This window comes from Streptomyces sp. NPDC111520, from assembly GCF_055635295.1.
Map to the genome: position 1 here is coordinate 130,269 of NZ_JBVKBW010000015.1, position 15,273 is coordinate 145,541.

The window sequence follows — 15,273 nt, forward strand, 5'->3', positions numbered from 1 at the left end:
GGGAACCGGGTGCGGGGCCCTCGGGGGAGCCTCGGCGGAGGGGATCAGAAGCGACGCGTGATGAGCGCGCGCTTCACCTCCTGGATGGCCTTGGTGACCTCGATGCCACGCGGGCAGGCGTCGGTGCAGTTGAACGTGGTGCGGCAACGCCACACGCCGTCCTTGTCGTTCAGCACCTCGAGCCGCTGCTCGCCCGCCTCGTCACGCGAGTCGAAGATGAAGCGGTGGGCGTTCACGATGGCCGCCGGGCCGAAGTACTGGCCGTCGTTCCAGAAGACCGGGCAGGACGACGTGCACGCGGCGCACAGGATGCACTTGGTGGTGTCGTCGAAGCGCGCGCGGTCCTCGGGGGACTGCAGGCGCTCGCGGGTCGGCTCGTTGCCCTTGGTGATCAGGAAGGGCATCACGTCCCGGTAGGCCTGGAAGAACGGGTCCATGTCGACGACCAGGTCCTTCAGCACCGTCAGGCCCTTGATGGGCTCGACGGTGATGGGCTTGTCCGGGTTGATGTCCTTGATCAGGGTCTTGCAGGCCAGCCGGTTGCGGCCGTTGATGCGCATGGCGTCGGAGCCGCAGATGCCGTGGGCGCAGGAGCGACGGAACGTCAGCGTGCCGTCCATGTCCCACTTGATCTTGTGGAGGCCGTCGAGGACCCGCTCCTTGGGGTCGATCTCCAGCTCGAAGTCCTGCCAGGTGGCCTCGTCCGAGATCTCCGGGTTGAACCGGCGGATCCGGAAGGTGACGGTGATGTAGGGCGAGGCCTGGGCCTCGGCCTCGACCTTGTCGAGGGTCGCGGTGCTCATCAGTACTTACGCTCCATCGGCTGGTAGCGGGTCTGCACGACCGGCTTGTAGTCGAGACGGATCGACTCGGCGCCGTCGGCACCCACTTCGCGGTACGCCATCGTGTGCCGCATGAAGTTGACGTCGTCGCGGTTCGGGTAGTCCTCGCGGTAGTGGCCGCCGCGGGACTCCTTGCGGGCCAGGGCCGAGACCGCCATGACCTCGGCGAGGTCGAGCAGGTTGCCGAGCTCGATGGCCTCGAGCAGGTCGGTGTTGAACCGCTTGCCCTTGTCCTGGATCGACACGTTCTTGTACCGCGCGCGCAGCTCGCCGATCTTCTCGACGGCCGTCTTGATGGTCTGCTCGGTGCGGAACACCATCACGTTGGCGTCCATGGTCTCCTGCAGCTCCTTGCGCAGCTGCGCGACCCGCTCGTTGCCGGTGGAGGCGCGGAGCCGCTCGACCTGGTCCACGACCAGCTGGGCCGGGGCCTCGGGGAGCTCGACGTAGCCGTGGTCCGCGGAGTACTCGGCGGCCGCGATGCCGGCCCGGCGGCCGAAGACGTTGATGTCCAGCAGCGAGTTGGTGCCCAGGCGGTTGGCGCCGTGCACGGAGACGCAGGCGACCTCGCCGGCGGCGTACAGGCCCGGGACGACGGTGGTGTTGTCCGACAGGACCTCACCCTCGACGTTGGTGGGGATGCCGCCCATGGCGTAGTGCGCGGTGGGCTGGATCGGGATCGGGTCCGTGTAGGGCTCGATGCCGAGGTAGGTCCGCGCGAACTCCGTGATGTCCGGGAGCTTGGCGTCCAGCTGCTCCGGCGGCAGGTGCGTCAGGTCGAGGTAGACGTGGTCGCCCTCGGGACCGCAGCCGCGGCCCTCGCGGATCTCGGTGTAGATCGCGCGGGAGACGACGTCGCGCGAGGCGAGGTCCTTCATGACCGGCGCGTACTTCTCCATGAAGCGCTCGCCGTCCTTGTTGCGGAGGATGCCGCCCTCACCGCGGGCGCCCTCCGTCAGCAGGATGCCCATGCGCCAGATGCCGGTCGGGTGGAACTGGAAGAACTCCATGTCCTCCAGCGGCAGACCGCGGCGGTAGACGGCGGCCTGGCCGTCACCGGTGAGGGTGTGCGCGTTGGAGGTGACCTTGAAGAACTTGCCGGTGCCGCCGGAGGCGTACACGACGGCCTTCGCCTGGAAGACGTGGATCTCGCCGGTGGCCAGCTCGTAGGCGACCACACCGGCGGACTTCTGGACGCCGTCCTCCTCGACGAGGAGCTGGTCGAGGACGTAGAACTCGTTGAAGAACTCCACACCCTCCTTGACGCAGTTCTGGTACAGCGTCTGGAGGATCATGTGGCCGGTGCGGTCGGCCGCGTAGCAGGCACGGCGGACCGGGGCCTCGCCGTGGTTGCGCGAGTGACCGCCGAAGCGGCGCTGGTCGATCCGGCCCTCGGGGGTGCGGTTGAAGGGCAGGCCCATCTTCTCGAGGTCGAGGACCGCGTCGATGGCCTCCTTCGCCAGGATCTCGGCGGCGTCCTGGTCGACCAGGTAGTCACCGCCCTTGATCGTGTCGAAGGTGTGCCACTCCCAGTTGTCCTCCTCGACGTTCGCGAGGGCCGCGGCCATGCCGCCCTGGGCTGCGCCGGTGTGGGAGCGGGTGGGGTAGAGCTTCGTCAGCACGGCGGTGCGGCTGCGCTTCGTCGCCTCGATGGCGGCGCGCATGCCGGCGCCACCGGCGCCGACGATGACGGTGTCGTACTTGTGGATCTGCATGAGGGGTCGCTTCCCTGTCCAGCCCTGGCTAGCGGATGTTCGGGTCGAAGGTGAAGATCACCAGCGTGCCGAGGATGATGGTGAACGCGGTCGCGGTGTAGAGCACCATCTTCAGCCAGAACCGGGTGTTGTCCCGCTCCGCGTAGTCGTTGATCACGGTGCGCAGGCCGTTGCCGCCGTGCAGCATCGCCAGCCACAGCATGACCAGGTCCCAGGTCTGCCAGAACGGCGAGGCCCAGCGGCCGGCGACGAAGGCGAACCCGACCTTGGTCACGCCGCCGTCGAGGACCAGCTGGATCAGCAGGTGACCGATGACCAGGACGACCAGGACGATGCCGGACAGGCGCATGAACAGCCAGCCGTACAGCTCGAAGTTGGTCCGGGTGCTGCGCGGGGTGCGCTTGGTGCGGGCGCGCGGCGGCTCGATGACCGGGGCCGGGTTGTCGGGGCCGTAGGCGGCGCTGGAGGAGCTGAGCTCCACGTGTTCGGTTGCGGACATGACTTCGCTCAGCTCCCGAACAGCACTCGTGCGGCGTGGCCGAGGACGGGGTAGATGGCCCCGATCATCAGCACGACCCAGATTCCGACGACGGTCCACAGCATCTGCTTCTGGTACTTGGGGCCCTTGGACCAGAAGTCGACGGCGATGACGCGCAGGCCGTTCAGAGCGTGGAAGAGGACAGCCGCGACCAGCCCGTACTCGAGCAGGCTGACGATGGGCTGCTTGTAGGTGTTGACGACCTTGTCGTAGTCCTCGGGGGAGACACGCACCAGTGCGGTGTCGAGGACGTGGACGAACAGGAAGAAGAAGATGAGGACACCGGTGACTCGATGAGCCACCCATGACCACATGCCTTCCCGGCCGCGGTACAACGTTCCAGCCGGCACGGAAAAAACCCTCCGGGAGCGGATGTGGGGCCTGCCGGCTTCGTTGGTCGGTCGGCCCGGCCGGGTACGGTCCACCGGCCCTGGCCATCGTAGCGACGGCTTGTCGGGTACGTCCTGCCGGGTCCTTCAGGTGTGATCGATCCCGCACGTGTGGGTGTATCGGCCGGGAACCCCGGGCCCGCCCCGTGCGTCCCCGAGGGCCAGTCGCACCAGGCGGGAGCGGGTGACGCGGCGCAGTTCCTCCGCGGCCGTGACCCGTTCCTCGTCCGGGTCGTTGCCCAGACGCTGACGGAGTGACGCCAGCATCCGGTCGAGGGACTCACCGGGGTGCACGCCGTCGAGGGACAGCACGAAGACATGGCCGAAGCGCGCCTCGTACGCGGCCTGCGCGGCCCGCAGCGCCGTGTGCGCGGCGAGGTGGCCGCGGGTGGGGGCGGAGTCCGGCGGGGCGCCGGACGCCTCGGCGGCCAGCGCCTCGGCGAGGTCGGCGGGCGTCAGGTCGTAGGCGGCCTCGTCGGCGGCGGCCAGCAGTGCGGCCAGGTCGGGGTAGGGGCGGTGCGCGGCGACCCGGCGGGCCCAGCGCAGGCTGCCGCAACAGCTCAGCAAGGCGGCTTCGGCCGCGCCGGGCGAGGCGTCGTTGAGCCGCCGCAGGCCGTGGGGGAGGCCGGGGCGGATCGCCGGGGCGGGCCGGGGCACGCGGCCGCGCGACTGCGCGGGGAGGTGCGCCGGGGCCCGTGGCGGGACGGCGGGGGTGTCGCTGGACAGCGGTGGGCTCCTGGGAGGGAACGGTGACGGCGGTGGGGGGAACCGCGAGGCGGCTGCGCGGCGTGAACCACAGTGGGACGGCGAGTGACGACCACCGTATCGGCCTATGTTCGGCCCTGTACGACGGATGCGCGAATTTCACTCGTACGGGAACGAAAGTGCACGACTTCTCCAGGTCCGCGCGGCGAGATCCACACAGCGGGCATAAATTCGGATCATGTGGCAGATGCGGGCGAAACGTGCGTCGGCGTACGCGGCGACGGCCGTACTGGCCGCCGGGCTGACCGCTGTGCTCGGGGCGGGCCCGGCGCTCGCCGCGCCCGTGGGGACCACCGCCCCCGGCGCCCCGCGGACGGGGCAGGCGGGCGCGTCCGCCGGGTTCCCGTCGATCCCCGCCGTCCGTTCCTTCAGGCCCGCCGCCGGGGACGCCGCCTTCGTCCCGGGACCGGGTTCGCGGGTGGTGGCGCCCGCCGGGAGCGCGGTGGAGGACGAGGCGCGGCTGCTCGCGGGGGAGCTCCGCCGGCCGTACGCCGTCGGGCCCGCCGGACCGGGGGACATCTCACTTTCACTCGAACGGAGTAATTCGGGGCCGGAGTCGTACGAGATGACAAGTTCGGCCGACGGGGTGACAGTGCGCGCCGGCACCGACGCCGGGGTCTTCTACGGCACCCGCACCCTCCTCCAGGCGGTCCGTTCCACCGGAAGGGTGCCGGCCGGCACCGTCGAGGACGGTCCGGACCGCCCGGAGCGCGGGCTGATGATCGACATCGGCCGCAAGTACTTCAGCCGCGAGTGGCTGGAGGCCCGGGTCCGCGAGCTCGGCGACCTGAAGTACAACCAGCTCCACCTGCACCTCAGCGACGACCAGGGCTTCCGCGTGCAGAGCGACAGCCACCCCGAGGTCGTCTCGGCCCGGCACCTGTCCAAGGAGGACGTCCGCGCCGTCGTCGAACTCGCGGCGCAGCGGCACATCACCGTCGTCCCCGAGATCGACAGCCCCGGCCACATGGGCGCCGTGCTCGACGCCCACCCGGACCTGCAGCTGCGCTCCGCGAACGGCACGCCCGTGCGCGGGGCGCTCGACGTCTCCCGGCCCGGCGCGGCGGCCGTCGTCGACGACCTGATCAAGGAGTACGCGCCGCTCTTCCCCGGCACCTACTGGCACGTCGGCGGCGACGAGTACGGACCGCTCGTGACGGACGACCCGGAGGCGTCCTTCCCGCAGGTCGCCGCGTACGCGCGCGAGCGCTACGGCCCGGACGCGGGTGTGGCCGACGCGGCGGCCGGCTGGCTCAACGACCGCGCCGCCACGCTGCGCTCGCTCGGCAAACGGGTCGAGGCGTGGAACGACGGCTTCTCCGACGGCGCCCGGGTCGCCGCGGACCCGGACCGGGTGGTGGCCTACTGGTCCAGCAACAAACTGCGCGGACGGCTGCCCGAGGAGTACCTGCGCGAGGGCCGGCAGCTGCTCAACCTCAACTCCTGGTACCTCTACTACGTCCTCGGCGCGCCGGAGAACTTCCCCTACCCCAACGGGCGGCGCATCTACGAGGAGTGGACCCCGGCCGTCGTCTACCGGGACGACGCCGTGCCCGCGGCGCTGTCGGGGCCGGACCGCATCCTCGGCGCGCGGCTGGCCGTCTGGTGCGACCGGGCGGACGCCCAGACCGAGGAGGAGGTCGCGGCCGGCATCCGGATGCCGCTGCGCGCGCTCACCCAGAAGCTCTGGGATCCCGGTCCGCCCGCCCTGAGCTGGCAGGACTTCAGCGCCCTCGCCGAGCGCGCCGGCTGAACCGGCGCGCTCGCGCACACAGGTGAAGCGGCCGAAGTCCGCCTCCCCCCACAGGAGCGTCTCCGGCCGCTTCTGATTGTTAAAGCGCCGGCGCGGCCGAAAACGTCACACCCATCGCCACGCGGCCCGGCAGGTGTGACGATTCAATGCGAATCCACGCTGTACAGGATGCCGGCGATTCGAGGGGACGGTGTGGCCAGCAACGGGGGGCGCCACGATCCGCGGACCGACCGCGACATGGAGCTCGGGGCCGCGGTCCGGCGCGCCCAGGGCGGGGACGAGCACGCCTTCGCGGTCGTCTACCGGCTCGTCCAGCCGCTGCTGCTCGGCTACGTGCGCGGCCTCGTCGGCGACGAGGCCGAGGACGTCACCTCCGAGGCCTGGCTCGAAATCGCCCGCGACCTCGGCCGGTTCCGCGGCGACGGGGCGGGCTTCCGCGGCTGGGCGGCGACCATAGCCCGGCACCGCGCCCTGGACCACCTGCGGCGTCAGGACACCAGGCCCCGCGCCCGGCCCTTCGACGCCGAACTGCTGGACCTCCCCGCGGCCGAGGACACCGCCGACCGCGCGCTGGAGGCGCTCGCCACACGACGCGCGCTCTCCCTGATCGCCTCGCTGCCGCCCGACCAGGCGGAGGCGGTCCTGCTGCGCGTCGTCGTCGGGCTCGACGGGGGCTCCGCGGCCCGGGTGCTGGGCAAACGGGCGGGAGCGGTCCGCACGGCGGCGCACCGCGGCCTCAAGCGGCTCGCCAGGCTGCTGTCCTGACCCTTGGTGACCAGCCGGTAACCGCCCCGGGGGCCCTGCGGCCGCCCACCATGCGGCAGTATGGTGCGCGATTCCGAGGGGGAGGCTCGAACGTGGATTTGGCGACCGCGGTACGCGCGGCGCAGGAGGGGGACGAGGACGGCTTCCGGTTCGTGTACCGAGCGGTGCAGCCGCAACTGCTGCAGTACGTACGCTCACTGGTCGGCGCGGGGGACGCCGAGGACGTGGCGTCGGAGGCGTGGTTGCAGATAGCGCGCGACCTGCCGGGCTTCAGCGGCGACGGGGACGCGGTACGCGGCTGGGCCGCCCGGGTCGCCCGCAACCGCGCGCTGGACCACCTGCGGGCGGTGGGCCGCCGGCCGCTGGCCGCCGCCGGCGTGGAGGAACTGGTCGACCGGCCGTCCGTCTCGGACACCGCCGAGGAGGCGGTCGCCGCGGTGGGCACCGGTGCCGCGCTGGCGGCCATCGCGGCCCTTCCCCAGGACCAGGCCGAGGCGGTACTGCTGCGCGTGGTGATGGGCCTGGACTCCCGGTCGGCGGCCGAGGTCGTCGGCAAGAGGCCCGGTGCGATGCGCATGGCCACCAGCCGCGGCCTGCGCCGTCTCGCCGAGCTGCTGGATTCCGACGGCGGCTCGTCGAGTGTGACGTTTTCGGCGCCCCGAACGCTTGAGGACATGAGATGAGCGATAACCGAGGACACGACTGGCTGGACGACGCCACCGCGGAGCGGTTGCTGCGGGGTGCCCACGGTGACGACCCCGCCGGGCGGGCCTGGCGCGACGAGCGTGCCGCCGCCCTCGCGGGGCTGCTGTCCGCCGCCGCGGAGCCCGCGCCCCTCGACCCGGAACGCGAGGAGGCGGCCGTCGCCGCCTTCCGCGCCGCGCGTGACGACCGGGCGCTCACGGCGGACCCCGCGGGCGTCCGCCTGGGCGCGTCCGACGACTGGTCGCCCGGCGCGGGCGCGGGCGGGGTGTCCCGCAGCGTCCGCAACCGCACGGCCCGTCAGACCCGGTCGCTGACCGGGTCGCTGATCGCGACCGCGGCGGTGGCGGGGGTGAGCGTGGCGGCCGCCGCGGGCGCGCTGCCCGCCCTGCTCGGCCACGGCGTCCCGGACCCGACCCCGGTCCACACCCAGGGCGCGGCCACGGCCGCCTCGGACAGCGGTTCGCCGTCCCCGGGCCGTACCGCCCCGCCCGTCTCCTCCCGCCCCGGCTCCGGCAGCGACCGCCCGGCGGGCGGCGCCGGCGGCACCCACGGCACGGTCGTCCCCGGCCGGCCCGCCGGTACGCCGTCCTCCACGGCGCCGGTCACGGCGGCCCTGGACCACAAGGCGCTGTGCCGCGCCTACGCCGCTGCCGGACGGCACCGCAAGGGCGTGGACGAGCAGACCTACAAGCAGCTGCGCACGGCGGCGGGCGGCGGCGGCCAGCAGCAGGTCCGCCGCTACTGTGCCGGACTGCTCGGCTGGAACGCCGGGAACGCCGGGGAGGGCGCGAACGGGGCGAACGGCGGCAAGGCCCGGAGAGGTGACGAGTCGGGCGACAACGACTCGCAGGATGGCCGCGGCCGTTGGAAGAATCGTTCCGGTGGACCCCACCGCCACGGGGGCCGCGCACCGCGCGGCACCGCCGGGGGCCCTCCGGCCTTCCGGGCGGGCCCGTCCGTACCGACGTCCCGCCCGGCGGCGACCTCCCGTCCCGCACCGGCCGACGGGAGGCCGGGACCGCGTTCCGGACACGGCTCGCACGGCTCGCACGGCTCGCGCGGCGCCCACGGGTAGTGACACTTCCGGTGCCGCGGTTCGAGCGGACTGCCCAGCCGTGGGTCCGTGTGGGTGGGACGTGGCGCGGGACGCGTGCAAGTCCCCGGCCTGATTGGCGTTGAGCGGCGGCCATCACCGGAGAGCAGCAGACCGTCCAGGTCCCCTCGTCCTGCATCAGGGCTGTTTCCGCCTAACCGGGTGATTGTCAAGGCGCCGTGTGATCTGGAAAGAAGGGCCCGTACGGCACCGGGGGCGCCACCTGCGGTAGGGGCGCCCCCGGCGAATCGTCCGCGTCAGTCGACTTCGCCGTACTTCACGGGGAAGTCCGGGGGCCAGGGTTGATTGAAGTCGAACAGGGACGGATCCTCGAACTTGACGTGCGCCTCGCGTCACGAGGGATTACCGGAGACGACGAAGCTGTCGCCGCCGGATTCGATCATCCAAGTGACGACCGCCTTTTCCGAAGGGAGGTCATGGCGCTCCTGCAGTACCGCAAATTCGGCCTCGGTCGCTCGCCGAAGGTGAATACCCTTCTCGTAGATGGGCTTGAGCAGCATGAGCGTCACATGGCCGAAGTACACCTCGACGCGCGTGTTTGTATTGTCGACCGCGATGGCATCGCTGCGTAGCATCAGCGTCCGGTGCGACGGCGCGAAGCTGACCACGCGGAACAGTCGCCCCTCGCATACAAAATCCGGCATTCTTTCTTCCTGTTCCTGAGGTCCTCGGGTCACTGCGCCCAGTCCGGTATGGGCATGTCTTTGATGAGGCTCGGCGCGCTGTCACCCGGTTTGGTGAAGTACCAGTCGATGTCCTTGTACTCTCGGGCATCGGTGATCACCTTGAGACGTACAGTCGCCACTTCCCACGCGGTGCCGTTGTTGTTCCCTTTTTTGGCCACGACTTCCCACTTGCCATTCACCAGCGGTCTCCCGCGTTCAATGAGCTTGGTTAGGGCGTCAGCCGCGTTGGTCACCCCGCGGGTGAGTTCCGAGCGGATGGCGTCCACTACGGTTCGGGGCAGGAAGCGCCGCGACTGGAGAGGTGCCCCGCAAGCGCTCCGGGAAGATCGCGACCACCAGACCGATCGCATCCGCCTCGTTGTCGCGTCGCTCGTCCAACGCGGCGGAGCCGCCCGGCCCCGCGGATCCGGGCCTTTCCGTGCCCAGGGGTCCGCACCCGAGCGCGGCCGGGCGGCTCCCCTCTCCCGGCCGCGCTCCCGGGCGCGGCGGGTCCGGGGTGTGACACTTTCGGCCCCCAGGGCGCTTTAACCAGTAGACCGACTGGTCATCGGTCGAGGGGTCGCCCGGTCCCCCCGTATCGGGCCCCCAACGAGGGACGCGGGCGGAGCGCTTTCCCCCCGCTCCGCCCGCGTCCTCACGTACCGCCCCGGGGACGGCGGCGTAGGGTCGATTCCGTGATCTTCCGGATCGAGCGGCACTGCCCGCTCCCCGCCGCCGAGGCCTGGCGCCGGGTCACCGACTGGGAACGCCACGCCGAGCTGGTGCCGTTCACCACCGCCGTCGTGACGGGGGAGCGGTCGTTCACGGCGCGCACCGGGATCGGGCGGGCGGTCGTCGACGACCCCATGGACGTCGTGCGATGGGAGCCGCCGGAGGCGGGCCGTCCCGGGCGCTGCCGGCTGGAGAAGCGCGGCCGGACCGTGCTCGGCTGGGCCGAGATCGAGGTGTGGCCGCGCGAGGGCGGGGGCTCGCGGGTGGTGTGGCGCGAGGAGCTGCGGGTGCGCCCGCTGCCGGGGGTGTTCGACCGGCCCACCGCGTGGGCCGGCCGGTTGCTGTTCGGGCGGGCGCTGGACGGGCTCCTGGCCCGGGCTCACCAGTAGACGACGACCTTGTCGCCGATCCGCACCTGGTCGAAGAGCGCCGAGATCCTGGCCCGGTCGCGCACGTTGACGCAGCCGTGCGAGGCCCCCGCGTAGCCGCGGGCCGCGAAGTCGGCGGAGTAGTGCACCGCCTGGCCGCCGCTGAAGAACATCGCGTACGGCATGGGCGTGTGGTAGATCGTCGACACGTGGTTGCGGCTCTTGGCGAAGACGCTGAAGGTGCCCTCACGGGTGGGCGTGTACTGGGAGCCGAAGCGGACATCCATCGCCGAGACGACCCTGCCGTTCACGACCCAGGCCAGGGTGCGGCTGGTCTTGCTGACGCACAGCACGCGGCCCGTCATGCAGCGCGGGTCCAGCTTGGCCACCGTGTTGGCGGTCGGCGGGTACATGGCGTCGTGGGTGGGCTGCCGGGTGACCGAACGCAGCTTCGCCCAGGTCCTGTCGGTGACGGTGCCCGTGACCGGCAGCTTGTTGCGGGACTGGAAGGCGCGGACGGCGGAGACGGTGACGTCCCCGTAGTAGCCGGTGGGGTTGCGGCCGAAGAAGCCGAGCTGCTTCAGCCGGGCCTGCAGCTCGCGGACCCGGGCGCTGGTGCTGCCCCGCGCGATGACGACGACCGGCCGGGGGGTGCGGTCGGCCTTCGGCTTCTTCGTGGCCGTGGCCGTGGCGGAAGCGGAAGCGGAGGCCGTCGGGGAGGCGGAGCCGGTGGACGGCGCCGTGCTCGGGCTCGTGCTCGCGGAGGGGCTCGCCGTGCCGGCCGAGGCGTCCGGTGCCACGGAGCCCCTGGCGGTGGGCTCGCTCGCCTGGGCCGTGCAGCCGGCGAGGAGGGCCGCGGTGAGAAGCGCGGCGGCCGCTGCCGCCGCGCGCGGTCTTGCGACGGATATGAGTGCCACGTGGTCCCCCTGGTGATGAGTCGGTACACCCTTTGACTGATTTCCCCGGCATGTAGTTGCACCGGCGCGGGCACCGATCGCCGCACACTGAGGAAAGGGGCCCCGAGTCGCTGGAGGCACGAGACATGGCACGCGAGTCCGAATCCGGTCTGCCGATCGAGCCCGTCTACGGCCCCGGTGCCCTGGACGGCTGGGACCCGGCCGAACGGCTCGGTGAGCCGGGCGGCTACCCGTACACCCGCGGCGTCCACCCGGCCATGTACACCACGCGGCCCTGGACGATGCGCCAGTACGCGGGTTTCGGCACCGCCGCCGAGTCCAACGCGCGCTACCGGCAGCTGATCGCCCACGGCACCACCGGCCTGTCCGTCGCCTTCGACCTGCCGACCCAGATGGGCCACGACAGCGACGCGCCCCTCGCCCACGGCGAGGTCGGCAAGGTCGGCGTGGCCGTCGACTCGGTCGAGGACATGCGGGTGCTGTTCGACGGCATCCCGCTCGACCGGGTCTCCACCTCGATGACGATCAACGCGCCCGCGGCCCTGCTGCTCCTGATGTACAAGCTGGTCGGCGAGGAGCAGGGGGTCCCCGCGGACCAGCTCACCGGCACGATCCAGAACGACGTGCTCAAGGAGTACATCGCCCGCGGGACCTACATCTTCCCGCCCAAGCCCTCGCTCCGGCTGGTCGCGGACCTCTTCCGCTACTGCCGCGCCGAGATCCCGCGCTGGAACACCATCTCCATCTCCGGCTACCACATGGCCGAGGCCGGCGCCTCGCCCGCGCAGGAGATCGCCTTCACCCTCGCCGACGGCGTCGAGTACGTCCGTACCGCCAGCGCCGCCGGCATGGACGTCGACGACTTCGCGCCGCGGCTGTCCTTCTTCTTCGTCTCGCGCACGACCCTCCTGGAGGAGGTGGCCAAGTTCCGTGCCGCCCGCCGCATCTGGGCCCGGGTCATGCGCGAGGAGTTCGGGGCGAGGAACCCCAGGTCGCAGATGCTGCGCTTCCACACCCAGACCGCGGGCGTGCAACTCACCGCCCAGCAGCCGGAGGTGAATTTGGTGCGGGTCGCCGTCCAGGGGCTGGCCGCCGTGCTCGGCGGCACCCAGTCGCTGCACACCAACTCCTTCGACGAGGCGATCGCGCTCCCCACCGAGAAGTCCGCCCGGCTCGCGCTGCGCACCCAGCAGGTCCTGGCGTACGAGACCGACGTGACGGCGACCGTGGACCCCTTCGCCGGGTCCTACGTCGTGGAGTCGATGACCGACGCCGTCGAGGCGGCCGCACTGGACCTGATGGCCAGGGTGGAGGAGCTAGGCGGGGCGGTGAGCGCGATCGAACGCGGCTTCCAGAAGGCCGAGATCGAGCGCAACGCGTACCGGATCGCCCGGGAGACCGACTCCGGGGAGCGGGTGGTCGTCGGCGTCAACCGCTTCCGGCTGGCGGAGGAGGAACCGTACGAGCCGCTGCGCGTCGACCCGGCGATCGAGGCGGCGCAGGTGGCGCGGCTGGCCGCGCTGCGGGCCGGGCGCGACCGGCGGGCCGTGGACTCGGCGCTGTCCGCGCTGCGGAAGGCCGCCGAGGGCACGGAGGACGTCCTGTACCCGATGAGGGACGCGCTGCGCGCCCGTGCCACGGTGGGCGAGGTCTGCGACGCGCTCCGCGAGGTCTGGGGGACGTACGTCCCCTCGGAGGTGTTCTGAGTCATCCGGCGAAGCGGGCGAGCCAGGCGGTGACGCGCTCCGGGTCGTGCGTGGCGAGGCCGAGGTAGCCGTCCGGGCGGACGACGAACAGGCCCTCGCCGTACTCCCGGTGGACCGGGTCGCCGGGCCGGGCGCGGTGCGTGCGGACGAAGCCCGGCAGGTCCGCGGGTGGCTCGGCGCCGACCGCCAGCACGGTGAAGTGGGGGCCGCGCAGGACGTCGAAGAGCCGCCGCCCGCCGTCGAGCGGCGCGTCCGGTGCGCGGTCCCCGGCCCGCGGCCCCTCCTCGCCGAGGCCTTCGCGGGTCTCGGCGGTGAGCGGGCCGCCCCGGTAGCCGAGCCCGAGCTGGTGCACCTCGGTGCCGCGCTGGCTGCTCGCGCGGGAGTCGCCGACGGTGCCGCGGTGCAGCCGGGTGCTCATGCCGAGGACGTCCGCCGCGACCGGCCGCCGTTCCCGCTCGTAGCTGTCCAGCAGCGTGTCGTCCGCTCCGTGCCGCAGCACCTGGCCGAGTTTCCAGCCGAGGTTGTAGGCGTCCTGGACACCGGTGTTGAGGCCCTGGCCGCCGGCGGGGGAGTGGATGTGGGCGGCGTCGCCCGCGAGCAGCACCCGGCCGTCCCGGAAGCGGTCGGCGAGGGCCGCGCGCGGCCGGAAGTCGGAGGTCCACATGACCTCGCGGACGTCGCCGGCCGTGAGGTGGGTGCGCTGCTCCACGAGCTTGCGCACGCCGTCCGGTGAGGTGTCGGGGCGCTCCGCGTCGTCCGGGTAGGTCGCGACGAGCTGGACGTCCTCGGTGGTGCCGCCCAGGGGGAAGGCGACCAGACCGCTCCGGTCCCGGCCCCGCCACACGTGGATGTGGTCGCGGTCCAGGCCGCTCAGGCGCACGTCGGCGACGAGCATCGGGGCGGGGTCGACGGTCTCGCCGCGCATCGCGACGCCGAGCAGCCCGCGGACGGTGCTGCGGCCTCCGTCGGCGGCGACCAGGTAGGACGCCCGCAGGGCCGTACCGTCGGCCAGCTCGGCCGTCACGCCGTCGGCGTCCTGGGCGACGCCGGTCAGCCCGGCGCCGAACCGGACGGAGCCGCCGAGTTCCCGCAGCCGTGCGTGCAGGATCTCCTGGGTGCGCCACTGGGCGAGCATCCACGTCGTGCCGTAGGGGGCGGCGGGGGTGGCCGGGACCCGCTCGAACATGTCCCAGTCGTGGACCGGGCGGCCGTCCTGCCAGAGCCGTCCCTGCGGGTAGGGGGTGCCGGCGGCCAGCACGGTCCCGATCACGCCGAGGTCGTCCAGGACCTCCAGCGAGCGGGGCTGCAGCCCCTTGCCGCGGGAGCCGGGGAAGAGCCCGTCGGAGCGCTCCAGCACGAGCGCGGGCACGCCGCGCCGGGCGAGGTCGACGGCGAGGACCAGGCCGGTGGGGCCGGCTCCCACGATCAGGACGCCGGTTTCCTTAACGCTGTTAAGTCCCATGACCCGAGGGTCTCCTTAACGGTGTTAAATTGTCAAGGGGCACCGACGGACGGACAGGATGGGCACGTGGCAGCGACGCGACTGGACCGCGACAAGGTGGTGGAGACCGCCCTCGGCCTGCTGAACGAGGAGGGGCTGGAAGGGCTGACCCTGCGCCGGCTCGCCAAGGAGCTCCAGGTACAGGCACCCGCCCTGTACTGGCACTTCGCCAACAAACAGGCCCTGCTCGACGCCATGGCCACCCGCATGCTGCGGCAGATGCTGGAGAGCGGCACGGGCCAGGAGGTGCCCGGCTCCGACTGGCGGGACTGGATCACCGCCGCCTGCCGCGGCACCCGCCGGGCACTGCTGGCCTACCGCGACGGCGCCAAGGTCTTCAGCGGCACCCACCTCACCGACGACAGCCACGCGGGAGCCCTGGAACGCTACCTGGGCGGCTTCGTCGAACAGGGCTTCCGCCTCGAGGACGCCCTCGACGCGTGGTTCACCGGGTACACCTTCACCATCGGCTTCGTGATCGAGGAGCAGGCCGTGCAGCCGCTGCCCGGCCGGCGCGACCCGCGCTACGACGCCGACGAGCGGCAGGCCCGGCTCGGGGGCGACTTCCCGCTGGTGGGAGGGGCCGGACGGGAGATGTTCGACCACTACGAGGCACGCTTCGAGACCGGCCTGCGGATCCTCGTCGCGGGCATCGCCGCGACCCTCGCCCCGGACCCCGCACGGTAGCCCGCGTCGTCACACGCCCGACGCGGCGTGCGGCCCGGTCCCTCCGGCGGCCCGCGTGCGCAGGGGCCGGCGCGGTGGTCCGCGCCGGCCCCTGGTGTCGTTGACGGCCGC

16 protein-coding genes are annotated in these 15,273 nt (G+C 72.3%); 7 read left to right on the forward strand and 9 right to left on the reverse strand.

Annotated elements, in window-relative coordinates; all coding sequences use genetic code 11:
* Window positions 1-44: 44 nt before the first annotated feature.
* The 5 genes from ACZ7MY_RS31000 to ACZ7MY_RS31020 all read right to left on the reverse strand — a co-directional run bounded on the left by ACZ7MY_RS31000 (window position 45) and on the right by ACZ7MY_RS31020 (window position 4,141).
* Window positions 45-803: a succinate dehydrogenase iron-sulfur subunit gene (locus ACZ7MY_RS31000; protein ID WP_499606589.1), complete on the reverse strand. Its 759-nt coding sequence runs from the start codon at window positions 801-803 to the stop codon at window positions 45-47.
* Window positions 803-2,557, reverse strand: a complete 1,755-nt coding sequence (gene sdhA, locus ACZ7MY_RS31005) for a succinate dehydrogenase flavoprotein subunit (protein WP_499606590.1) — start codon at window positions 2,555-2,557, stop codon at window positions 803-805. The genes ACZ7MY_RS31000 and sdhA overlap by 1 nt, the downstream gene beginning before the upstream one ends.
* Before the next feature lie 28 nt (window positions 2,558-2,585).
* Complete coding sequence (locus ACZ7MY_RS31010) at window positions 2,586-3,056, reverse strand: succinate dehydrogenase hydrophobic membrane anchor subunit (protein ID WP_499606591.1); 471 nt, start codon at window positions 3,054-3,056, stop codon at window positions 2,586-2,588.
* Window positions 3,057-3,064: 8 nt separating this feature from the next.
* Entirely contained in the window at window positions 3,065-3,445 is a 381-nt protein-coding gene (gene sdhC / locus ACZ7MY_RS31015) for a succinate dehydrogenase, cytochrome b556 subunit (protein WP_078620037.1), read from the reverse strand.
* Window positions 3,446-3,571: 126 nt separating this feature from the next.
* The gene (locus ACZ7MY_RS31020) at window positions 3,572-4,141 is read right to left on the reverse strand and encodes a 2-oxo-4-hydroxy-4-carboxy-5-ureidoimidazoline decarboxylase (RefSeq protein WP_499606592.1); all 570 of its coding nucleotides are present in this window, start codon (window positions 4,139-4,141) and stop codon (window positions 3,572-3,574) included.
* Between the two features lie 295 nt (window positions 4,142-4,436).
* Between ACZ7MY_RS31020 and ACZ7MY_RS31025 the strand changes: the two genes are divergently transcribed.
* The 4 genes from ACZ7MY_RS31025 (at window position 4,437) to ACZ7MY_RS31040 (ending at window position 8,547) form a co-directional block, all read left to right on the forward strand.
* Window positions 4,437-6,002, forward strand: a complete 1,566-nt coding sequence (locus tag ACZ7MY_RS31025; RefSeq protein ID WP_499606593.1) for a beta-N-acetylhexosaminidase — start codon at window positions 4,437-4,439, stop codon at window positions 6,000-6,002.
* Window positions 6,003-6,239: 237 nt separating this feature from the next.
* Window positions 6,240-6,767 carry an RNA polymerase sigma factor gene (locus ACZ7MY_RS31030; RefSeq protein WP_499606658.1) on the forward strand — a complete coding sequence of 176 codons (528 nt, stop codon included), beginning with the start codon at window positions 6,240-6,242 and terminating at the stop codon, window positions 6,765-6,767.
* Between the two features lie 50 nt (window positions 6,768-6,817).
* Window positions 6,818-7,450: an RNA polymerase sigma factor gene (locus ACZ7MY_RS31035; RefSeq protein ID WP_499606594.1), complete on the forward strand. Its 633-nt coding sequence runs from the start codon at window positions 6,818-6,820 to the stop codon at window positions 7,448-7,450.
* Window positions 7,447-8,547: a hypothetical protein gene (locus tag ACZ7MY_RS31040; RefSeq protein WP_499606595.1), complete on the forward strand. Its 1,101-nt coding sequence runs from the start codon at window positions 7,447-7,449 to the stop codon at window positions 8,545-8,547. The genes ACZ7MY_RS31035 and ACZ7MY_RS31040 overlap by 4 nt, the downstream gene beginning before the upstream one ends.
* Before the next feature lie 371 nt (window positions 8,548-8,918).
* Here ACZ7MY_RS31040 and ACZ7MY_RS31045 read toward each other — a convergent pair whose 3' ends face one another.
* Together ACZ7MY_RS31045 and ACZ7MY_RS31050 are read right to left on the reverse strand one after the other, a co-directional pair.
* Window positions 8,919-9,230: a hypothetical protein gene (locus tag ACZ7MY_RS31045; RefSeq protein WP_499606596.1), complete on the reverse strand. Its 312-nt coding sequence runs from the start codon at window positions 9,228-9,230 to the stop codon at window positions 8,919-8,921.
* A gap of 29 nt (window positions 9,231-9,259) precedes the next feature.
* Entirely contained in the window at window positions 9,260-9,538 is a 279-nt protein-coding gene (locus tag ACZ7MY_RS31050; RefSeq protein ID WP_499606597.1) for a polymorphic toxin type 27 domain-containing protein, read from the reverse strand.
* 408 nt (window positions 9,539-9,946) lie between these two features.
* Here ACZ7MY_RS31050 and ACZ7MY_RS31055 point away from each other — a divergent pair, with 408 nt between their 5' ends.
* Window positions 9,947-10,372: an SRPBCC family protein gene (locus ACZ7MY_RS31055; RefSeq protein ID WP_499606598.1), complete on the forward strand. Its 426-nt coding sequence runs from the start codon at window positions 9,947-9,949 to the stop codon at window positions 10,370-10,372.
* Here the strand turns inward: ACZ7MY_RS31055 and ACZ7MY_RS31060 are convergent.
* Window positions 10,363-11,268 (reverse strand): L,D-transpeptidase family protein, encoded by a 906-nt coding sequence (locus tag ACZ7MY_RS31060; protein ID WP_499606599.1) that lies wholly within the window; start codon window positions 11,266-11,268, stop codon window positions 10,363-10,365. The genes ACZ7MY_RS31055 and ACZ7MY_RS31060 overlap by 10 nt on opposite strands.
* Window positions 11,269-11,393: 125 nt before the next feature.
* Here ACZ7MY_RS31060 and ACZ7MY_RS31065 point away from each other — a divergent pair, with 125 nt between their 5' ends.
* Window positions 11,394-12,974 (forward strand): acyl-CoA mutase large subunit family protein, encoded by a 1,581-nt coding sequence (locus tag ACZ7MY_RS31065; RefSeq protein ID WP_499606600.1) that lies wholly within the window; start codon window positions 11,394-11,396, stop codon window positions 12,972-12,974.
* Window position 12,975: 1 nt separating this feature from the next.
* Here the strand turns inward: ACZ7MY_RS31065 and ACZ7MY_RS31070 are convergent, their stop codons facing one another.
* Window positions 12,976-14,436: an FAD-dependent monooxygenase gene (locus ACZ7MY_RS31070; RefSeq protein ID WP_499606601.1), complete on the reverse strand. Its 1,461-nt coding sequence runs from the start codon at window positions 14,434-14,436 to the stop codon at window positions 12,976-12,978.
* 66 nt (window positions 14,437-14,502) lie between these two features.
* On the opposite strand from ACZ7MY_RS31070, the gene ACZ7MY_RS31075 reads away from it, so the two are divergent.
* On the forward strand, window positions 14,503-15,162 hold the full coding sequence (locus tag ACZ7MY_RS31075) for a TetR/AcrR family transcriptional regulator C-terminal domain-containing protein (RefSeq protein WP_499606602.1): 660 nt from the start codon (window positions 14,503-14,505) through the stop codon (window positions 15,160-15,162).
* The last annotated feature ends 111 nt before the right edge of the window (window positions 15,163-15,273 follow it).